Origin of the sequence: Prevotella melaninogenica, from assembly GCF_018127925.1 — a bacterium.
Lineage (GTDB): Bacteria > Bacteroidota > Bacteroidia > Bacteroidales > Bacteroidaceae > Prevotella > Prevotella melaninogenica_C.
The window spans coordinates 758,178-777,599 of sequence record NZ_CP072347.1; the positions used below are offsets into that span (position 1 = coordinate 758,178).

Annotated in this window: 17 protein-coding genes; 9 read left to right on the plus strand and 8 right to left on the minus strand. The window is 41.0% G+C overall.

Annotation, left to right across the window (positions count from 1 at the left end; genetic code table 11):
* Positions 1-161 precede the first annotated feature (161 nt).
* The 6 genes from J4861_RS02810 to J4861_RS02835 all read right to left on the minus strand — a co-directional run bounded on the left by J4861_RS02810 (position 162) and on the right by J4861_RS02835 (position 4,954).
* Positions 162-671, minus strand: a complete 510-nt coding sequence (locus J4861_RS02810) for an Lrp/AsnC family transcriptional regulator (protein WP_004359634.1) — start codon at positions 669-671, stop codon at positions 162-164.
* A gap of 95 nt (positions 672-766) precedes the next feature.
* A complete protein-coding gene (locus J4861_RS02815; RefSeq protein WP_211815707.1) occupies positions 767-1,243 on the minus strand; it encodes an ExbD/TolR family protein in 477 nt (158 codons plus the stop codon).
* Positions 1,240-1,785, minus strand: a complete 546-nt coding sequence (locus tag J4861_RS02820; protein WP_211815708.1) for an ExbD/TolR family protein — start codon at positions 1,783-1,785, stop codon at positions 1,240-1,242. Before J4861_RS02820 ends, J4861_RS02815 begins: the two co-directional genes overlap by 4 nt.
* Positions 1,782-2,297, minus strand: coding sequence for a hypothetical protein (locus J4861_RS02825; protein ID WP_211815709.1), 516 nt, complete (start codon positions 2,295-2,297; stop codon positions 1,782-1,784). Before J4861_RS02825 ends, J4861_RS02820 begins: the two co-directional genes overlap by 4 nt.
* Before the next feature lie 268 nt (positions 2,298-2,565).
* Positions 2,566-3,399, minus strand: a complete 834-nt coding sequence (locus J4861_RS02830) for a MotA/TolQ/ExbB proton channel family protein (protein WP_211815710.1) — start codon at positions 3,397-3,399, stop codon at positions 2,566-2,568.
* Between the two features lie 739 nt (positions 3,400-4,138).
* The gene (locus J4861_RS02835) at positions 4,139-4,954 is read right to left on the minus strand and encodes a hypothetical protein (RefSeq protein WP_211794669.1); all 816 of its coding nucleotides are present in this window, start codon (positions 4,952-4,954) and stop codon (positions 4,139-4,141) included.
* A 141-nt stretch (positions 4,955-5,095) separates the two neighbouring features.
* Between J4861_RS02835 and J4861_RS02840 the strand changes: the two genes are divergently transcribed.
* The 4 genes from J4861_RS02840 (at position 5,096) to J4861_RS02855 (ending at position 8,712) form a co-directional block, all read left to right on the plus strand.
* Positions 5,096-6,874 carry a biotin/lipoyl-binding protein gene (locus J4861_RS02840; RefSeq protein WP_211815711.1) on the plus strand — a complete coding sequence of 593 codons (1,779 nt, stop codon included), beginning with the start codon at positions 5,096-5,098 and terminating at the stop codon, positions 6,872-6,874.
* A 90-nt stretch (positions 6,875-6,964) separates the two neighbouring features.
* Entirely contained in the window at positions 6,965-7,498 is a 534-nt protein-coding gene (locus J4861_RS02845; protein ID WP_211815712.1) for an HDIG domain-containing metalloprotein, read from the plus strand.
* A gap of 156 nt (positions 7,499-7,654) precedes the next feature.
* Positions 7,655-8,545, plus strand: coding sequence for an RluA family pseudouridine synthase (locus tag J4861_RS02850; RefSeq protein ID WP_211815713.1), 891 nt, complete (start codon positions 7,655-7,657; stop codon positions 8,543-8,545).
* Positions 8,546-8,556: 11 nt separating this feature from the next.
* Positions 8,557-8,712 carry a hypothetical protein gene (locus tag J4861_RS02855; protein ID WP_211815714.1) on the plus strand — a complete coding sequence of 52 codons (156 nt, stop codon included), beginning with the start codon at positions 8,557-8,559 and terminating at the stop codon, positions 8,710-8,712.
* A gap of 347 nt (positions 8,713-9,059) precedes the next feature.
* Here the strand turns inward: J4861_RS02855 and J4861_RS02860 are convergent, their stop codons facing one another.
* A complete protein-coding gene (locus tag J4861_RS02860) occupies positions 9,060-10,037 on the minus strand; it encodes a FecR family protein (protein ID WP_211815715.1) in 978 nt (325 codons plus the stop codon).
* A gap of 679 nt (positions 10,038-10,716) precedes the next feature.
* Positions 10,717-11,241, minus strand: coding sequence for an RNA polymerase sigma-70 factor (locus J4861_RS02865; protein WP_211815716.1), 525 nt, complete (start codon positions 11,239-11,241; stop codon positions 10,717-10,719).
* Between the two features lie 257 nt (positions 11,242-11,498).
* Between J4861_RS02865 and J4861_RS02870 the strand changes: the two genes are divergently transcribed.
* The 5 genes from J4861_RS02870 to J4861_RS02890 all read left to right on the plus strand — a co-directional run bounded on the left by J4861_RS02870 (position 11,499) and on the right by J4861_RS02890 (position 19,026).
* A complete protein-coding gene (locus J4861_RS02870; protein ID WP_211815717.1) occupies positions 11,499-14,837 on the plus strand; it encodes a SusC/RagA family TonB-linked outer membrane protein in 3,339 nt (1,112 codons plus the stop codon).
* Between the two features lie 4 nt (positions 14,838-14,841).
* Complete coding sequence (locus tag J4861_RS02875; protein ID WP_211816631.1) at positions 14,842-16,374, plus strand: RagB/SusD family nutrient uptake outer membrane protein; 1,533 nt, start codon at positions 14,842-14,844, stop codon at positions 16,372-16,374.
* A gap of 281 nt (positions 16,375-16,655) precedes the next feature.
* Positions 16,656-16,844, plus strand: a complete 189-nt coding sequence (locus J4861_RS02880) for a hypothetical protein (protein WP_211815718.1) — start codon at positions 16,656-16,658, stop codon at positions 16,842-16,844.
* Positions 16,845-17,214: 370 nt separating this feature from the next.
* Entirely contained in the window at positions 17,215-17,427 is a 213-nt protein-coding gene (locus J4861_RS02885) for a hypothetical protein (RefSeq protein ID WP_211815719.1), read from the plus strand.
* A gap of 45 nt (positions 17,428-17,472) precedes the next feature.
* Positions 17,473-19,026, plus strand: a complete 1,554-nt coding sequence (locus J4861_RS02890) for a hypothetical protein (RefSeq protein WP_249110720.1) — start codon at positions 17,473-17,475, stop codon at positions 19,024-19,026.
* Positions 19,027-19,422 lie beyond the last annotated feature (396 nt).

The window sequence follows — 19,422 nt, forward strand, 5'->3', positions numbered from 1 at the left end:
TAAGGGCTCATGAAAATGAGAGATACATTGCTTGAGTAGGCGAGGAAAGCATGAGAATGAAGAAACCCGCACAAATGTTGTACGGGTTTCTTTGTATCAGTCATCCTTTATAAAAGGATATTAGTTTATTCTACGCTATTAATTATAGGTAGACAGTAGTTTTACTCCTCGTCCTCTTCATCATCATCTAAAACGACGTCAGCAACCTTCATACCTTCAATAGGTAAGGTGCGGTCGATAACAGCATTGTAAGAGATTGAACTCTCGCTGCGTGACAGACCAAGTGGCATCAGCTTGTCGTGAATGACAGACATAAGGTGATGGTTGTTGTATGCGTAAATCTTCAAGAAGAGGTCATACTCACCTGTGGTGTAGTGACACTCTACAATCTCTGGAATCTGACGCAGAGCTTCAACAACATCATCAAATTTCTCAGGATTCTTAAGGTTCAAACCAATGAATGCACAGGTCTCATAACCGATACGCTCTGGGTCTATAATAAACTGTGAACCCTTTAATACTCCAAGATTTGTTAACTTCTGAATACGTTGATGAATGGCTGCACCGCTGACGTTACATGCACGTGCAACCTCAAGGAATGGAATTCTTGCATCCTCAGAAATGAGGTGCAGAATCTTCTTATCAAGACGATCTAAACTTCTATGTGCCATTATTTACAATTTGATTTTGCTTACAAAGGTATTAAAAAAACTCTTAATAAGCAAGTTAAAAAGTCGTTTTTTACAACAAATTACAACTTTATAACCTACTTCAGTTTGTTATTCCTACTCATTGTGGCTGTAAAGTTGATATTCAACACGTTAGCCTCTCTCAACACTTGTTTGAGATCCATAATCGTACCCATATCTGCATGGCGGTCTGCTTTGATACTTACGCTTAGTTGTTTGCGCTGTTCTGGCGGTAAAGCAGCAGAGAGTTGAATCAGATATTTCCTTATTTCAGGAATCGTTGTGATATGGTCATTTAATTGTACAACCATCTTCTCTCCTTCTACTTGTCCAAGGCTATTGATGGGACGACCAATATAGATGTGCTGTATAGTTGAATTATTATACATGCGTGAAAGCTCTGTTGCCATTGGCACTTGGTACTTTACGTGTACATTTGCTTTCCTCATGTGTACAACTAACATGAAGAAGAAGAGAATAGAAAAGATAAGATCGGGCATCGAAGCTGTGTTCAATGCAGGAATCTCATGATTTCTTCCACGATAGAGTCTCATTCTGTACCCCCTTTCTCTGTGTTGTCTGCTTTGCCAACATTGTATACCTCTGATATTCGCATAGGTAGTTCGTCGGCTATTTGCTTCTGCTGTTCGTTGCTACATAGCTCAAACTCTTTCCCAAAAAGATTGAGTGCGCGTTGGTTGCGAAGGGTGTTATAGGCTGCAACTAATTGGTTTTGCACGTGGATATAGGTGTCGTATGAAGCGTTACGGCTGCTCTGTAACTGGATAAGATGCCCCTTTCCGTTAGTTTGAATAAGCTGTGTTGCGCGCTGTAAGAGCTCCTTCATCGTCACAGCCTTTCCATCAAGTGTCACTTGATTCTCCGCATCGATAACAATACGCATCACTTTTCTGCTATCTACGGCAGCAGGTGGTGTCTTTGTTTTATCGATAGCAGGCAACTGACGTGACAGTCCTTTGTCGAGGTCCATAGAAGAGGCAACAAGGAAGAATATCAACAGCATGAACGAAATGTCTGCTGTTGACGTCGTATTTAGTATAGGAACTTTCCTTCGTTCTCTCTTACGAAACATCATTTTCCGCGTCCCTTTCTGTAATAACGAGTCGCTCCAAAGGCTACTACTCCTGCTGCAAGAACAAGGAGAAGTAGTGAACTGTTCACAAACATATCTGTTATACGAAGCCAGAAGCTATCTGTGAAGTTCTCTCCATTGACCATCATTGTCTGCGTAGAACCGAAAACAAAGGTCAAGAGTAAGATGAGTGCTGTTATTCCATATGTTGTATAGGTAATCCTTCTTGCAGGAATACCATTCGTCATTCCTTCACTTCGGTTGGCTCTTCGTATGCCTCGAACTACGGCAACGATAGAGGCTATAGTTGTGATAGCAAGCAATCCCCACATAAACCAAAGCAAAACGTCGGTAAGCATAGGTGCATTGAATGCTGTATTGCCTGCAAAAGGGGTATCATAGCCAATGAGATAGAATGCCAAAAAGACAATAGCCGATAGGGCTACTATCACGTAGAGAACACGTTGTGATATGCGTTCCTCGTCCATCTTTGCTATTCCTTTTGTTTTCATCATACCGCTTTTTAATTCAGAATCCATAATTCACAAGTCATAATTATGATTACTTCTTTAATTCATAATTCATAATTCACAATTTATAATTATGATTACCGATGTTTTCTGTGTTTGTTACAGAAGGAAACTTGGTAAGAATAGTTGAATGTGAATATCATAATTCTTGCTTACTAATAAACTCCCATTCGAATAATCATTATTGGATTGTGAATCATAAGTAATCATAATTATGACGTACTGATGAGAACTTCGTTCGAATAATTTTGAATTATGAATTATGAATTGACTTTAGTTTATATTTCATGATTGCATCCAACAGTGAGATGGCTGATTCTTCCATCTGGGCTGTGATATGGTCAATCTTTGAGAGGATATAGTTGTAGAATATCTGCAGCACAAGGGCTACGATGATACCGAAGATGGTTGTAATCAAAGCCACCTTCATACCTGATGCCACAATCGTTGGACTGATATCGCCAGCCTCTTGAATCTGATCGAATGCCATTACCATACCGATAACGGTTCCAAGGAAACCGAGTGATGGAGCCATTGCAATGAAGAGTGTAATCCATGAACAGCCCTTCTCGAGGTTAGCACTTTGAACACTACCGTATGAGGTAACGCTACGTTCGATATTTTCTATAGAATCGTCTATGCGCAACAAACCCTGATAGCAGATGGAAGCTACTGGTCCACGTGTGTCGCGGCTCAGTGCCTTTGCTTGTTCAATCTCGCCTGCAACAATCATATCTTCCAACTTACCAACAAAACGTTTGGCATCTATTTCTGAAAGACTTAGGTAGATAATGCGTTCAATACAGAATGCTAAACCTAACACCAAAGCCAATGCTACCAACGACATAAAGCCAGCATTACCCTCAATGAACTTACGCTTTAAGGATTGGTGGATACCCGTATCTTGTGCGGTTGGTGTTTTAACGATTGCAGTATCAGCTACACCTGTCTCGTTAAGTGCATCATCTGAAAGCGTGTCAGCAGTAGCTGCAGTCGCTGCTTTGGCTGGTGCCTGTGCTGAAATGATGTTTGAACAAGAGAAGGAGAGTATTGTTATGATTGAAAACAACGCTATTAATTTCTTCATATTCTTAAAACCTGTAGTGGTCTCCTTTTTATAACGGCATTGCTGCCTTGGTTGTGAAAGGCTTTTTAGCCTATGAGTATGATGGCTGAATTACCTCTATAATTATCTGCGCAAAGGTATATAAAATTGTAATAACAGCCAAATCTTGTGCTTGAAAAGATTAAACCTAAATTAGGTTATTTGATTATAATACTCATATTTTTCGATAACTATCCCCAATTAGATGCTCTCACAAAGGGGAATAAATACAAGGTAAAATGTGAATCGATTTGGTGTCTAACCTTTTTCTATAAACAACTTATTCCTTGATTATTCAATGTTTGTAAACTATTTTCAGACGACTTAAGTCTAATACATGCCCTTTAGGCTTCTTAAAGACGCCCTTTTGGCTTGCAAAAGGTGCCCTTTAAGCCCCTTACTAACGCCCTTTTGAAGTCCAATTAAGCATCTTTTGATATGCTACTTTCTAACTAATTGATTTCCTTTTGGTTACAAGTCTGCCTATTATATGTGTTTTTACCCTTATTTATAGATGTTTTATTTGAAATTATGTAATGTTTTTTCAAATTCCTATCCGTATCTTTGAGGTATTAATAAGAAAAGGTGTCTTGCGTCGGAAAGTTATAATAAAATATGTAGTTTGATAGTTTTTATCCTATCATTTTGTTTAATAAGTTACTTCAGTCCTTCCGTTAAAACTATGTAAGAATCATCTATAGATTTAACGGAAGAACCATATTTATTTCTTAAAACTCTGTATAATAGAGTTTTTCTCTTCAGCTTTTTGAGCTTCTTTGTTAGCTTCCAAAGCATTCTTCTTGCGGTGATACTGCATCACTTTCTTACCGAAAAGAGCGGCCATAGAGTCTTCTGAGAGGTAGCGCATAGAGCCAGAGTCAAAGCCGACAGAGTCTTGTGGGATGCGGTGTCCCTGTTCGTCAAGTGTGTCTTTATAGATATAAAGTCTACCGTTGAAGATGTGCCAGCTCGTATAAACAGTCACCTTAGGATATTCCACAGGACTTTCATCTTCCAAAGAGTTGGCTTTCATGACGTAACCCACTGGTGAAGCCTGGTTGTAACTCTTCAGTGTAAAGCCATATTCACGCGGTGTAAACAAGGCAGCCTTCATAGAATCGCTCATGCCAGCTAATATTTCTTCCTCTGTCTTCGTAGGATTAGGCTTCAACTTTGGTAAGACTTGGAAAGTCCATGTACCCTTCATTTGTTCAAGATTGATAACCATTTCCGCCTCGTAAGGGTCAAGAGGATTAGGGACAATAGCCAATTCGTCGCCTATCTCAGGTGTACCATAAACCATGCCATTGCGTTTTGCCGTTACAATGTCAAACTTTACAGGGTCACCTCCCTCATTAGGTAGGAGAACAATTATAGAATCAGAGCAACCATCGCACGCTAATCCGTAGCGTGTACTATCACCTTTCATTTGAACCTCAACATCGATAGCACTATGATCTCCAGTCGATACTTGGTTGTAACAAGCTGTAAGGAAAAGCAGTGCAAAGCCGAAGAGAGGAAAAAACATTTTCTTCATGTACTAACTTTTAGACTGCAAAGATAGTCAATTATTGCAAAAAATATTAGCGGTCAGTCGTTTTTTGGAAATTTTTATCTAATTTTGCAGGTCAGATTGCATGCTGCAATCCCTTCATTTAGTAACATATTGAAAATATATATGGGAAAGAAAATTCAGTTCAGTCTCATTTATCGAGACATGTGGCAGAGTTCTGGTAAGTTCCAGCCACGCAAGGATCAGTTGGTACGTATTGCACCTGTCTTCATTGAGATGGGTTGTTTCGCACGTGTAGAGACCAATGGTGGTGCTTTCGAGCAGGTAAACCTTTTGGCAGGTGAAAACCCTAACGAGTCAGTACGTGCCTACACCAAGATTCTGCATGAAGCTGGTATCAAGACGCACATGCTTGACCGCGGTCTGAACGCATTGCGTATGTATCCTGTACCTGATGATGTTCGTGCATTGATGTATCGTGTAAAGCATGCTCAGGGTGTGGATATCACTCGTCTTTTCGACGGTCTGAACGACATTCGTAATATTGCACCTGCATTGAAGTGGGCTAAGGAAGCTGGTATGACTCCACAGGGAACACTCTGTATCACTACCTCTCCTGTTCATACAATTGAGTACTACTGTAAGTTAGCTGATGAGGAGATCGCAGCTGGTGCAGAGGAACTTTGTTTGAAGGATATGGCTGGTATCGGTCAGCCTGCATTCCTTGGTGAGTTGACTCGTCGCATTAAGGAGAAGCATCCAGACGTTATTCTTGAGTATCACGGTCACTCTGGTCCTGGTTTGTCAATGGCTTCTATGCTTGAGGTAGCCAAGAACGGTATTGATATTCTTGATGTTGCTATTGAGCCATTGTCATGGGGTAAGGTTCATCCAGACGTTATCTCTGTACAGAGCATGTTGAAGAACGCTGGCTTTGATGTACCAGAAATCAACATGGATGCCTACATGAAGGCACGTGCTATGACTCAGGAGTTTATTGATGAGTGGCTCGGTTACTTCATCAACCCACAGAACAAGATTATGAGTTCATTGCTCCTTGAGTGTGGTTTGCCTGGTGGTATGATGGGTTCTATGATGGCTGACCTTGGTGGTATTCGTTCAACTATCAATAACCTCCGTAAGAAGAAGGGCGACCCAGAGCTTTCTGTAGATGATATGCTCGTTAAGTTGTTCGATGAGGTGGCATATGTATGGCCACGCGTAGGGTATCCTCCATTGGTAACTCCATTCTCACAATATACAAAGAACATTGCTCTTATGAACCTCCTCACCCTTGAGCAGGGTAAGGGTCGCTTCGTAATGATGGACGATTCTATGTGGGGTATGATTCTTGGTAAGAGTGGTCGTGTTCCTGGTGAGATATGTCAGGAGTTGAAAGACCTTGCTAAGCAGAAGGGTCTTGAGTTCACTGATGCCGATCCTCACACCTTACTTACAAACGCTCTTGACGACTTCCGTAAGGAAATGGATGAGAACGGATGGGATTACGGACAGGATGATGAGGAACTCTTCGAGTTGGCTATGCACCCAGAGCAGTACCGTAACTACAAGAGCGGACAGGCTAAGAAGAACTTCCTTGCTGATCTTCAGGCTGCAAAGGATGCGAAACTCGGTGCAAAGGTAAGCCCAGAGGAGGCTGCTGCATTCAAGCATGCTAAGGCTGATGCTATTGTTTCTCCTGTTAAGGGTCAGCTCTTCTGGGAGTTCCAAGGTGATGGAGAGGCTGCTCCAGCTATCGAACCATTCATCGGTAAGGAGTACAAGGAAGGTGATGTCTTCTGTTACGTTCAGGCTCCTTGGGGCGAGTTCGTAACTGTTCCTGCCGCCCTCGGTGGTAAGTTGGTTGAAATCAACGCTAAGCAGGGTGCTAAGGTTGATAAGGGCGATGTTATCGCTTACATCGAGAGAGCACACGAAGAATAAAGAAAGATTATTATAAATGATAGGGCCACGGTTCCTCATTCATGGCGGTGTAAAACTGTCTGGGAGAGGAAGCGTGGCTTTTTTGATTATATGGATTATCAGGCAATTATCAATAAATACTATCCAGAGGATAACGAACTCCGCCATATCCTCTTGGTTCATAGCCGTGCGGTAGCGGATAAGGCACTTGCTGTTGCCGACCATCACCCAGAATTGTCGCTCAATCGACAATTTATAGAGGAAGCTGCTATGCTGCATGATATAGGTATTGTTCGTTGCAATGCACCGAGTATTCAATGCTTTGGAAGCGAACCTTATATCTGTCATGGACGTATTGGTGCTGAAATATTGCGTGCAGAGGGCTTTCCTCAACATGCTCGTGTCTGTGAACGCCATACGGGAGCAGGTATAACACGCAGCCAAATCATCGCACAAAAGCTACCACTTCCAGAACAAGATTTCCTTCCAGAAACAATGGAAGAGAAAGTTATTTGTTATGCTGACAAGTTCTTTTCTAAGACACATCTTGATGAAGAAAAGACAATTGAACAAGCGATAAAGAGTCTTTCAAAATTTGGAGAGGAAGGACTTGTTCGTTTCCGTGAGTGGGTGAAGATGTTTTAAGCCTCTTTTAGTGTGCATCGCTTTACTTAATTTAGATGGTTTAAGTACTATTGTTCTCTTTTTCCATGTTGACAGTCTCTTACTGATATGTAACAAGATGATTGATTTGTTATACTCGTAATAGTTTAAGTCATTATTTCTTTGTACTTTTGTATTATGATAAGAAAGAACCCATATACAGAGGAGAAATATAAGCATTATAGAGTGACGGAGCCTGCTCCGTTGCTTGAATGGTTGTTGGCTAATCTGAATGAGAGCAAGAACAAGGTGAAAGCAACGCTACAGAACCGTGGTATCAAGGTGAACAGCAAGTGCGTTACGCAGTTCGATTATCAGCTGAAGGCAGGCGACAAGATATCTGTCAGCAAAAGCAAGAAGAACGATTTGTTCCGCAGTCGCTATGTGAAGATTGTTTATGAAGACAGATTCTTGGTAGTGATCGAGAAGAATATCGGTATTCTTTCAATGGCTGCTGGTCATTCTTCGTTGAATGTTAAGACCGTTCTTGATGATTATTTCCGCAAGACAAAGCAGAAGTGTACGGCACATGTTGTGCATCGACTTGACCGTGATACATCAGGACTGATGATTTATGCTAAGGACATACAGACGGAGCAGTTACTTGAACATGACTGGCATAATATCGTTTATGACCGTCGTTATGTGGCTGTAGTCAGTGGTGAGATGGAGCATGATGAAGGTACGATTGCCAATTGGCTAAAGGATAATAAGTCATATGTAACCTATAGCTCGCCAGTGGATAATGGTGGAAAATATGCCGTTACACATTTCCATGTACTTGATCGTACGGTAGCGCACAGCCTTGTTGAGTATCAGTTAGAGACAGGTCGTAAGAACCAGATTCGTGTACATTCTGCTGATATGGGACATCCTGTTTGCGGTGACATAAAGTATGGTAATGGTGATGACCCTCTTCATCGTCTTTGTCTACATGCATACGTACTCTGTTTTCATCATCCTGTTACACACCAGCGCATGGAGTTTGAGACACCAATACCTGCTGTATTCAGACATTTATTCAAATAAAGCATGTTTTAATGGAGAATTTACAATATTTTATTGCCCTCCTTGCCGTATTAGTTATCGGGCTTATTCTGATTAAGAAGATAACAGGTTGTATCTTTCGCATCATCATTACACTTGCTGTTCTTGCTTTTGCCTATTGGGCTTTGACTGGTTCGCACGTCCTTTAGAAATCCTTTTATTGAATTATTTACGTGAGAATAGATATTGCTTTCTCACGTAAATAATTCTTTTTTATAGTGTTATCTGATTAAATCTTTCACATCTTGGAAAGCGGTTAGCGTCTTACTCTCTTCGTTAAAACGAACTTAATGCCCCTTTCTCTTTACCTTCAATCGATGTGGTGATGCCTAACACATGTTGTGCGGATGGTAAGCACCTATGGTGCTGACCGCTAATTGCGTTTCAATTTGTTATTGAAGTAGAGTTGGTTTGTCGTTCGAAACGTGTTATATAGTTAAACTTTAAGAAGCTGATTTAGACATCTTATGGCAAAAAAGATAGCTCTCTCAGAAACTTATTCTGAGAGGGTTATCTCTTTGTCGTGGATGGTGTAGTGGAAAGAGATGGTATAAGAAAGTCCGTCTAAGACATTTCTTATATCCTTGTTTCTCTTGATAACACCTGTGTAAGTTTTTGTGTGGTCTAACTTAGCGTCAACAATAATCTTGTAATCGTAGAGCTGCTCAAGGATTTTAGCAATCTCATTGATTCGCATATTGTTAAATGGGATTATGTCGTCACGCCATACAGCGTCGGCAAGTGCATAACTATTTTCTGTCTTAATGGTCTTGGAATCCTTGCTGACAGTAGCCTTTTGGTTGGGATGAAGGACAACCTTTCCTTCTCCATTCAGTCCTGTTACTTCCAATCTACCTTCTATCAAGCTGATAACTTCTTTTCCATCAGCAGCTTGATCTTTAAAGTTGAAGGTTGTTCCCAATACCTTTGCTGATGCTCCATCACTGTTTACAATGAATGGTTTTTCAGCATTTTTTGTTACGTGGAACAATGCTTCGCCCTTTAAGTTTACCTTACGCTCGTCGCCCTCAAAGTTATCTGCATAACTAATTGTAGCTCCCTTGTTGAGCCAAACGGTAGAATTATCAGGTAAAACGACTTTCTTTACCTCGTTCATCGCTGCAACAGTGATAGTTTCTGCAGACTGGTGAAGATATGCAAAGAGTCCTCCTCCAATCAGTAATACGGCAACAATAATTGCTGCAGCATAGCGGAGGAAATAAAGTTTATTCTTATTTCTGTTCTGTTCTTCGTATTCAGTGATTTGGTCAAATAGTTTAGTCTCTGCTTCTTCAATTTTCTTAGATGTAGCAAACTGGTTGTTCTTTCCTAAATGGAAAGCCAACTCCATCTCGAAGAATTCCTTTTGGTTTTCCTCCGAGACCGCCAGCCATTCAGCTAACTGCTCCATCTCCTTGGCTGTTGCTTTGCCAATAAGATAGTCTTTAATGGTCTTGTTATTTATTTCACTCATTCTGTTTTGTTTCAACTGAGGCGTATTGTATTTTAATATTTTAGTCAGCAGTTTTCCTGCCACTCACTTCTTATAACAACCTAATTCGTCTTTTTACGTAATAGGAATTAATAAAAAATGTTATAAAGGTTGATATATCATCAGATTATGTAATGTGTTCACATTGCTAACTAAGGGTTGATGGCGTATTCTTCTCAATAAATATTGTTGTTATATTCCTTTACTTCTTACACCATTGGTGCCTCTGTGGGCTACGTGTCTTTAAATTAATACGCTTTTATCTCCGTGCACCCGTGTGAGATTTACTTTAAAAAGATAAAGAAATATATTGACAAAATATTCGAAGAAAAGGTGGAAAGATGGCTTAGAACGGAACTGTTTTAGTATCTTTGTAAGTTGTTTACTATCAGATAGTTGTGAATAAGGATTTTAAAAGGTGGTTAATTGGACTTCAAAAGGGCGTTAGTAAGACCTCAAAAGGGCACCTTTTGCAAGCCTAAAGGGCGTTAATTGCAAGCCATTTTGTGGTCTTTATAAAAGCGATATGTGAAAAATCAGGACAAAACGAGATGTTTTGAAGTTTGGAGTATAAGGTCTACTTTTTGTGTTTAAACTTTTAAGAGATGCCACTTATAACCACTATAAATTTCTTGCCACATACTTTTTCTTTGAAAAGTCCTTAAGTATGTCGCTTTAACCTTGTTCTTAAAGTCTTCAAAGCCTTGTATAAATGTACCTCAACTGTGCGAATCGAGATTCCTAACTGCTCTGCAATCTCCTTGTTTTTCTTATCGTGCTGATAACTCAGTATGAAAACTTCACGACATTTAGCAGGAAGTTCGCTGATGGCATCGTTGATTTGCTTTCTTGTCTCCAGTCCTTCTATGTAGCCCATTACGTCGTTAGCCTCTGGGTCATAATAGTCTAACTTGAACTGAGTTACTTTCTTTACGCTGTCAGCATGGTTGTTGACAACGGTGCGGTGCTTAATGACATTGAGTGCACGAGTATAGACAATACGATAAAGGAAAGCCTTAATATGGCTTTCGTCTTCAATATCTTCTTTGTGTTTCCACAGCTCCATGAAAGCTTCCTGCACGATATCCTCTGCCTCATCGTCTTGTACAAGCCGAGTAGCATAAAAGGAGAGGGAGGGATATAATGCCCTAAATATCTGTCGGAACCTTTGTTCTGGTAATGTCATTGTTTATTCTTTAATCCTGCTTACTATGGTTCTATCCTATCTACAACTTTATTTTTTGCAATGTTGTTAGCAGGAGAATTTCAATATTTATGAACAAAGATACACTTTTTATACTTGTAAAGAGGAATGAAGGGGTTAATTTATGTGAAATGGGTATGAGGCATCTTTATTAAATAAAGATAATTGACTATCTTTGTGTATGTAAACTCAATGTTTTGTTAGTGTATTGTAAGAATAATACTATTTAAACTGATTCCATGGTGATATATGGTCGTCTGAAAGTATTACTTTCCCTCAGAACGTTTATGTGTGCCTTTCTTTTGATGATAGGTGTACATAGTGTTTCTGCACAGGTATCACTAACAACAAACCAAACTGATTTAAAGACTGTTATACAACGAATTAAGTCGAAAACTAAGTATCGTTTTTTCTATGATGATGCGCTTGGAAAACAGAAGGTTAATGCTGTTTCTATAAGTAATTTACCGATTGATTTTGTCTTGAATAGACTCTTTGAAAATACGGGGATAACTTATAAAATCATCGATAATATTATCTATCTGAAGAAGGAGAAACTAGCTATAAAAAATAGATATACGAACAGTACGGAAACTACTTACCAACAACGTAAGAGAGAGGAACCCGCTGTGTCAACGCTCTATACCTTTAATGGGCAGGTGCAAGACGTAGAGGGTAATCCTCTTATTGGTGCAACCATCATGGTAAAGGGTAGCTCTAAGGTACGTGCGATGTCTGATTTAGAGGGTAAATTTGTTTTGAAATCAGAAACACCTAACCCTATTTTGATTATTTCTTGTATCGGTTTTGATGCGATAGAAAAGCGTATAGAGAATAGAAATAATCAGTTGTTTGTGTTGAAGGAGAGTCCCTATGAGTTAGAGGCAGTCTTTGTAACAGCTTTGGGTATCAGCCGTTCGGGTACAGCTTTGAACTATAATGTCAAGCAGATGGATGGTGACGAGTTGAACAAGGTGAAGACAACTAACATTGCGAATGCTTTGGGTGGTAGGATGGCTGGTATTTCTGTCAATGAGTCAGCAGCAGGAATGGGGGGCGCAGCGCGTGTGGTAATGCGTGGTCCGAAGTCTTTAGCGCAGAGCAATCAACCGCTTTATGTGGTCGATGGTATTCCTATTAACAATCGTAGTAATGATGATGTGAAGGGAGGTATCTATTCGATACAGCCTGGTGCAGAGGGTATTTCGGATATTAATCCTGATGATATTGAGAGTGTGTCGGTGCTTAGTGGTGCTGCAGCTGCAGCCCTCTATGGATCAGCCGCAGCGCAGGGAGCAGTGATGATAAAGACAAAATCGGGTCGAGTAGGGAAGACGTTGGTAGAGTTTTCTACAAGTACACAGTTCCTTTCTCCCTTTGTTTTACCTGATTTCCAGAACGAATACAGTAACCGTACCAATGAAATGAAGTCATGGGGAACGAAGAATGCGTCGGGTACTGGTGGTTATACACCAAAGGATTTCTTCCGTACGGGAGTCAACTTTACGAATAATGCAAGTTTGACGGCAGGTACTGAGCGTAATCAAGTATACCTATCTTTAGGGTCATCGACGGTGTCTGGTATTATTCCTAACAACGATTTCCAACGTTATAACCTCACATTTAAAAACGTATTTACCGCATTGGAGGATAGGTTAAGGCTAACTTTCTCCTTTAAGTTCGTCAGAGAAAATGACAAGAATATGTTGGCACAGGGACAATACTTCAATCCGCTGACCTCTGTTTATCTTTTTCCACGTGGTGAGAACTTTAATGCTATAAAGGAGTTTGAAACCTATGATGCAGTGCGCAATATCAATTTGCAGAACTGGAACTATGGAGATGACTTGAAGATGCAAAACCCTTATTGGGTTACGAACCGTATGTTGAAGACAACAAAGCGTAACAGATACCTCACTGACCTTGGTGTGAAGTATCATCTTACGAATTGGTTAGCTCTTGAAGGAAGACTTCGTTGGGATGAAGCTGTTAATAGATTGGAAGACAAACGATACGCTTCAACGCTTGATATCTTCGCTCATTCGCCTTACGGATATTATAGTTATTGCAAGATAAATGACCGTTCTTTCTATGCAGATGTTATGGCTGACGTTACTAAACGATGGGGTGCTCTCTCGCTGGTAGCAAACGTTGGTAGTGCTTTCTCACATACATCCTATGACGTGTCAGGTTTTCAAGGAGGTTTAAAAGCGCCTTCAAATATCTTTACTCCTAATGGAATAGATTATAATAGAGTGTCGGGAGATAACCGTCCAATCTTTGATATCACGCGTCATGCAATTCATTCCGTACTTGGGAGTGTGGAGTTAGGTTGGCAAGAACGGGTTTATCTGACAGTGACAGGGCGTAACGACTGGGACTCTTCACTTAGTAATACAGCCCAACAGTCCTTCTTCTATCCTTCTGTGGGTATGTCGACTATTCTCTCAAAGATGCTCAAATTGCCGAAGTTCGTTGACTTCTTGAAGTTCCGTACCTCATGGGCTTCAGTGGGTTCTGCCATTTCTCCTAATATTTCCTCTGCTTGGCGGTATGAGTATGTTCCTTCTACTGGTACTTATCATACGGTTACTTATAAGTTTCCAGATAACTTCTATCCAGAGCGTACGAACTCTTGGGAAGCGGGAATGACGGCACATCTGTTTAAAGAAGCTATGTCTGTAAAGTTCACGTTGTACCAATCAGATACGAAGAATCAAACCTTCCTTCGTTCGATTACACTTGGCGGGGCGTTTAATCGTGAGTATATTCAAGCAGGAGATGTGCAGAATCGAGGTTTAGAATTGAGCATTGGCTATAACAAGAAGTGGAGTAATCTTCGTTGGTCAACCAATATGACTTATAGTACAAATCGTAACCGGGTTGTTAGATTACTTGATAATCCTAATGAAACTTTGCGCCAAGGCGGTTTGAATGGGTGTGAGGTGATATTGACACAAGGCGGTACGATGGGCGACCTCTATACCTTTACTGATTTTAAGCGTGATATACAAGGCAACATCTTACTTAATTCTGATGGACAGGTGATGCAGATGGAGTTAGCTTCACCTAAGTTGGTTGGTTCTGTTTTACCTAAGGCGCAACTTGGTTTCAGCAATAATTTCTCATGGAAAGGAATAGAACTTGGAATGTTGATAACAGCCCGTTTAGGTGGTGTCTGCGTGTCACAGACCCAAGCTTTCATGGATTCGTATGGTGTTTCAAGGAAGACTGCAGAACTGAGAAACAATGGTGGTGTTGCCGTTGGCAATCAGTTGGTTTCTACGGAGAAGTATTATACAGTCGTTGGAGGAGAAACACCGATTTGGGATGAGTATGTCTACAAGGCTACTAACGCTCGAATCAAAGAGCTTTATTTGGGTTATACCTTTGATAAACTGATTCGTGGCGCAAAGGTGTCTGTGGCTTTGACGGCAAGAAATCTCTTGATGCTATATTGTAAGGCACCTTTTGACCCCGAGGCAACTTCCTCAACCGATATTTATTATCAAGGATTTGATTATTTCATGCAGCCCAGTCAACGTTCGTTGGGCTTTAGTATCAATGTAAAACTCTAAGATGATGATGTTTAGTAGAAAGATACTGTTTTTCTTCTTCTGTCTGCTGACAGTCTTTTCTTCCTGTACGGGTGAATTCGTTGATATCAACCGACCAGGCAGTAAACTATCGCCAGAGGAGTTGAAGCGCGATAACTATGCTGTCGGTTCATTCTTGATTCAGATGCAGGGGATAGCTTTCCCAGAGCAGGAGAATGCCTATCAAACAATGATAGACTTTGTTGGTAATTATCTTGGACGTTATACAACCTACACCAAGGAGTTACCTAAGAATCATACACTTTTCAATGCAAGTAATGCCTGGTGTGCTTGGCCAGCATCTTATGCCCCTCCAATGGTGTCTGCTTTTAATGAGGTTGTCAAACTGAATGGTAAGGGGAATGTTTCTTATGCGTGGGCATTGATTCTGCGTGCGCAGGCCTTCTTGCGTTTTACGGATATCTACGGACCTTTCCCACTCAGTATGAATGCAGATAATACGGTGGTTTACACGTCTCAGAGAGATATCTATTTACAGCTGATAAAGGACCTAAATGAGGCTACTGCTTACATCTCATCTGACACGCATCTTGCTAAGGATATGATTGCTTTTGCACCATACGATCTCGTATATAAAGGTGACTTCAATAAGTGGCGTAAGTTTGCTAATTCACTTAAACTGCGCATTGCCGTGCGTATCAGTAATGTAGAACCAACGTTGGCACGCTCGTTGGCTGAACAAGCGGTGAGAGATGGCGTGATAGAAGGGAATGATGATAACTGTGCGGTCCGTTATAATAAGTCGGGTTTATGGACAACAGCTGTTTCATGGGGTGACAGTCGTGTCTGTGCTGATATTGAAAGTTATATGACGGGATATAAAGACCCACGCATGAGCATGTATTTCCTACAGCCGATGACGGCAGGACAGCGTAAATATATTGGCTGTCGGGCTGGAGCAGCGATAGGGAGTAATATTGTTGCTAAGCGTCTTTATTCAACAGTCAATGTGCAAGAAACGACACCAAGTTTATGGCTTACTGCTTCGGAAATGGCATTTTGTAAGGCGGAAGGCGTCTTGCGTGGTTGGAATATGGGTGGTGGTACTGCCAAGGAGTATTATGAACGAGGCGTAACATTGTCTTTCAATCAATGGGGAGCAGATGGTGTTGTAAACTATTTGTTGGATGACACCTCGACAGAAGCTAACTATGCAGATGCTTTAGGTGGCTTTGGTGGAGCGGCTGCAAAGGCTTCTACGATTACTATTAAATGGGATGACAATGCCTCTATGGATGAGAAAATGGAGCGATTGATTACACAGAAGTGGATAGCTTTGTTCCCAAATGGACAGGAAGCATGGAACGAGATTCGGCGTACGGGTTATCCGCGCATCTTCTCCGTACCACAAGCAACAAATGGTTATACGTTGTTGACACCTAATAGAATACCTTTTGATAAGAATCAACAGATTTATAATCGCAGTAATTACGATAAGGCTGTCGAACTTTTAGGTGGTCCTGATGATTACGCTACTCCAATGTGGTGGCAGAGATAGAATGTTCTCTTTCGCCCACCTTCAAAATATTAGTCCAATAAGATAAAGACTGAAGGATGTAAAAAGACGAATTATCGTTTTAAACTAAAGGCGAAGATACAAAGAAAAGATAACGAACTTAGCCCTCATTATTCAAGCCCTCTGCAAAGATATTTGCTATTTAATAAGGTAACGTAGAGCAAGAAAAGACAAATGTTTTATTTTTTTTCTATTTTCTTGTTTGTTTCATATATTCTCACTACCTTTGCGCCCAGTTAAATTAAAATTAACTCGTAATAACAATGAGCGTCATAAAGAATATTAATTCAGCAAAAGTTTGCACCTTAGGAAATAAAGGTGTAGGCTCTATTTGTGCTGCATTAGATTCTTTAACGAAGAAAGACAGAAAAAATAGTGCAAATTATTTGGTAGTTCCAAATAATTTTGTACTCTCTCTCTCTCTCTCTCTCTCTCTAGTAGAGCAGGCGTAACTACTTTTATTTTCTTTCACGCATACGCGCGCGAGGTGAATCGCGTACAAACGAGTAAACAAAGGACTTTCCGTAAGTTTCCTTTGTTATTTTTTGTGCTTGTTTCTGAACTGTCTAAAGAGCAGAATAAGGAAACCCTAACCACTGATTTTACCGCAAAAGATAATTGTAATTCTCTAGTAATAGTTTGTTTTCTCTCGTTGATTTCTCGGGTAGGCAGCAGTGATATGCTGTCTGCCTGTAGGGATGGGGAACGAACAAATAAGAGAACTATATAATGAAATGAGTTCATCAGGATAGATAATAAAAGGTGTGCAACAAAGTCACATAGAGAGTAGATAACAACTATTTTTAATCAAATCAAAAAGCAATGAGAAAGAAACAAGAAAAGAAGAATTATTCTGCACCAAGTTGCATGATAGTTCAAGTAAATGAAATCACAAATTTAATGGCGGGTTCTCCGTTTAATGGTCAGCATAACCCAGCAACTCCTGGAGGAACCATTAGTAGTGCTAAGCAAGCACCAGCATGGCAGGTAGTAGGCGATGAAAATGAAGGAGAATCTTCCGCTTGGGAAGACTAACAGAGAGTTATTAACAAAGAGAACAAAGTAAAAATCAAGAAAACAATGAAACGACATTTATTTATCACACGATTAGTGTCTTTGGCTGTCGTGTTTGGTTTAACACTAGCTTTTGCCTCTTGTGCGAATGATGATTTAGCACAGAACGGCAAGACCTCCATTGACGATAAAGGGTTAACCGCATTCAGCACTGGCGAACCTGCAACACGCACAACCATGGAGGCAGATGGTACATTTTATTGGGAAGCAGGCGATAAGATTTGGGTAAAGGATGATAGCGGTAATTGGCAGCAAAGTAGTAACTCGCCAACGGGCAAGACAGCCTCTTTCAAGTTCTTAATGCCTGGTAAGTACACCGCCAAATCTTCATACGAAGTGTACTATCCTGGTAAGAACGGTAACAAGGATAAGGTAACCATCTCTGCGAATCAAACGCAAACAGAGCCAAACACCACCGCCCACTTTGGCGCATCAGGTGATTGCGGTATAGCTAAGGCAACACGTAACGCTACGACCCACGAGTTCGAGTTCGCACTCGACCACAAGGCAGCTTATCTTGTTTTTAAGCCTTATACAAACGATGGCGTTTTAAGTAATTGCTATCTTACGAAAATAGAAGTAACATCAGATAACGATATTACAGATACCTATACCCTTGACCCAACGGCAGCAACTGGCACTGGTGCATTGACAGGTACAGGTAACGGAAAGCAGATTGTGCTTGAAACCAAGGGTAGTGGTGCTTATCCTAATGGCTTCCCCTTGACAAACACTTCTGCTAGCCTAACAACCAATGGTGCTTACATGGTTATCAAGCCAGGTACACACACTTTAAGAATCCGTTACTGGGTAAAGGACGTAGCAACGCAAGTAGAGGGGACCATTACCAAGATTATTCCTTCTCATACCTTTGCAAAGAATGAATATGTCAACATGGAAGCAGATCTACAAGTTAAGAATTACGACGGCGACCATTATTATATGTGGGATGCGCAGCAGCAATATTGGTACGGTTACGAATGGACAAAGAACTTGGGAGCAGGCGTAGGCCAGCCAACGGTTATGTCACCGGCAGCCAATCCAAATTACCCCAAGAGCAACACAGACCCTCGTTACTTCCACGAGGGTAGCGGTGGGTTTCAAGCAAGCAATAGTTGCTCAACTCTCCCTAACGTGAACGAGATGACGTGGTACGCAGCCAAAGGCGATCCCCGTTGGGACAAAGACGAGTTATGGACAACTATGGGTCACTTATATAAAGGTGGTATGTGGTTTAAGAAGAAGGCGAATATAAGCGGATTTGACGCTAACAAAGCTGTAGACGGAAGCGATTGGCGAACAAATTTCCGTGGAAACAGCTGGTCTGTATCTCAGACTCTCCCCGATGCTGCTGACGCAAACAATTACTTCTACCTGCCCGCCTTGGGTTACTACCAGTCTGGTCAGCTGTACGGCGTTGGCTACCGCAGCTGCTATTGGTCGTCAAGTGCTGACCCATGGAACAGTAGCGACGCGTACAACCTGAACTTCAACAGTGGTCACGTCTACGTGAACAACAGCAGCCGCTACCTCGGGTTCAGGGCGGAGGCGCTTCAGTAGTTCTCGCGATTGCCCCTTTACAGGTGTCGCCCTCTAAGAAACCCCACCCCGACCCTCCCCAAAGGGGCTACTCTTTATACACATCTCAATTAACTTAAAATTTGTGATAAGAATTATATTGTATAATACTGAAATCATTGATTTTTAGTAATTAAATCTCTTAAATTCTGTTTATATCGCACTCTTTTATTAAAAGATTTTTTGTTAAACAGAGATGTGTATAAAGAGTAGCCCCAAAGGGGAGGGAGTGCCTAATGGACAGGATTTCTGCTGAATGCGTATTCCGTTGCTGCGCTCACCGTATCTACGTGTTGGCGGATGCGTATTTAGCTACTCGTAGATACGCATTGCGCAGCCGTTAGATGCGTATCTAGCAGCGGCGCTCACCGCATTCAG

Excerpts from the sequence above, each read along its gene's own strand:
- J4861_RS02885 (WP_211815719.1), top strand. The coding sequence starts at position 17,215 with ATGAGAAAGAAACAAGAAAAGAAGAATTATTCTGCACCAAGTTGCATG.
- J4861_RS02875 (WP_211816631.1), top strand. The coding sequence starts at position 14,842 with ATGATGTTTAGTAGAAAGATACTGTTTTTCTTCTTCTGTCTGCTGACA.
- J4861_RS02825 (WP_211815709.1), bottom strand. The coding sequence starts at position 2,297 with ATGATGAAAACAAAAGGAATAGCAAAGATGGACGAGGAACGCATATCA.
- J4861_RS02810 (WP_004359634.1), bottom strand. The coding sequence starts at position 671 with ATGGCACATAGAAGTTTAGATCGTCTTGATAAGAAGATTCTGCACCTC.
- J4861_RS02820 (WP_211815708.1), bottom strand. The coding sequence starts at position 1,785 with ATGATGTTTCGTAAGAGAGAACGAAGGAAAGTTCCTATACTAAATACG.
- J4861_RS02890 (WP_249110720.1), top strand. The coding sequence starts at position 17,473 with ATGAAACGACATTTATTTATCACACGATTAGTGTCTTTGGCTGTCGTG.
- J4861_RS02835 (WP_211794669.1), bottom strand. The coding sequence starts at position 4,954 with ATGAAGAAAATGTTTTTTCCTCTCTTCGGCTTTGCACTGCTTTTCCTT.
- J4861_RS02815 (WP_211815707.1), bottom strand. The coding sequence starts at position 1,243 with ATGAGACTCTATCGTGGAAGAAATCATGAGATTCCTGCATTGAACACA.
- J4861_RS02880 (WP_211815718.1), top strand. The coding sequence starts at position 16,656 with ATGAGCGTCATAAAGAATATTAATTCAGCAAAAGTTTGCACCTTAGGA.
- J4861_RS02870 (WP_211815717.1), top strand. The coding sequence starts at position 11,499 with ATGGTGATATATGGTCGTCTGAAAGTATTACTTTCCCTCAGAACGTTT.
- J4861_RS02840 (WP_211815711.1), top strand. The coding sequence starts at position 5,096 with ATGGGAAAGAAAATTCAGTTCAGTCTCATTTATCGAGACATGTGGCAG.
- J4861_RS02865 (WP_211815716.1), bottom strand. The coding sequence starts at position 11,241 with ATGACATTACCAGAACAAAGGTTCCGACAGATATTTAGGGCATTATAT.
- J4861_RS02860 (WP_211815715.1), bottom strand. The coding sequence starts at position 10,037 with ATGAGTGAAATAAATAACAAGACCATTAAAGACTATCTTATTGGCAAA.
- J4861_RS02845 (WP_211815712.1), top strand. The coding sequence starts at position 6,965 with ATGGATTATCAGGCAATTATCAATAAATACTATCCAGAGGATAACGAA.
- J4861_RS02830 (WP_211815710.1), bottom strand. The coding sequence starts at position 3,399 with ATGAAGAAATTAATAGCGTTGTTTTCAATCATAACAATACTCTCCTTC.
- J4861_RS02855 (WP_211815714.1), top strand. The coding sequence starts at position 8,557 with ATGGAGAATTTACAATATTTTATTGCCCTCCTTGCCGTATTAGTTATC.
- J4861_RS02850 (WP_211815713.1), top strand. The coding sequence starts at position 7,655 with ATGATAAGAAAGAACCCATATACAGAGGAGAAATATAAGCATTATAGA.